Consider the following 203-nt stretch of genomic DNA (forward strand, 5'->3'; position numbering starts at 1 on the left):
CTTTTGACGTATGTATTTATTTTGATGGAGATACATTACTGGAAGCAGTAAAGCAGGGAAATTGTTTTGATATTATCCTGATGGACATAGAAATGAAGCGTATGAATGGGATCAGCGCAGCCAAAATTATTCGGAAAATAGATGAGGATGTACAACTGATTTATATTTCAAGTCATGAGGAATATGTGCTGCAGCTATTTGAT

The 203-nt window shown here is 35.0% G+C and carries 1 protein-coding gene; it reads left to right on the top strand.

Going from position 1 to position 203, the window contains the following annotated elements:
* Positions 1-203, top strand: a 203-nt coding sequence (locus QVP40_RS13020; RefSeq protein ID WP_288200579.1) for a response regulator, incomplete at both ends; no start/stop codon positions are given.

Origin of the sequence: Blautia sp. CAG:257, assembly GCF_000433815.1 — a bacterium.
Classification (GTDB): domain Bacteria; phylum Bacillota; class Clostridia; order Lachnospirales; family Lachnospiraceae; genus Blautia_A; species Blautia_A caecimuris.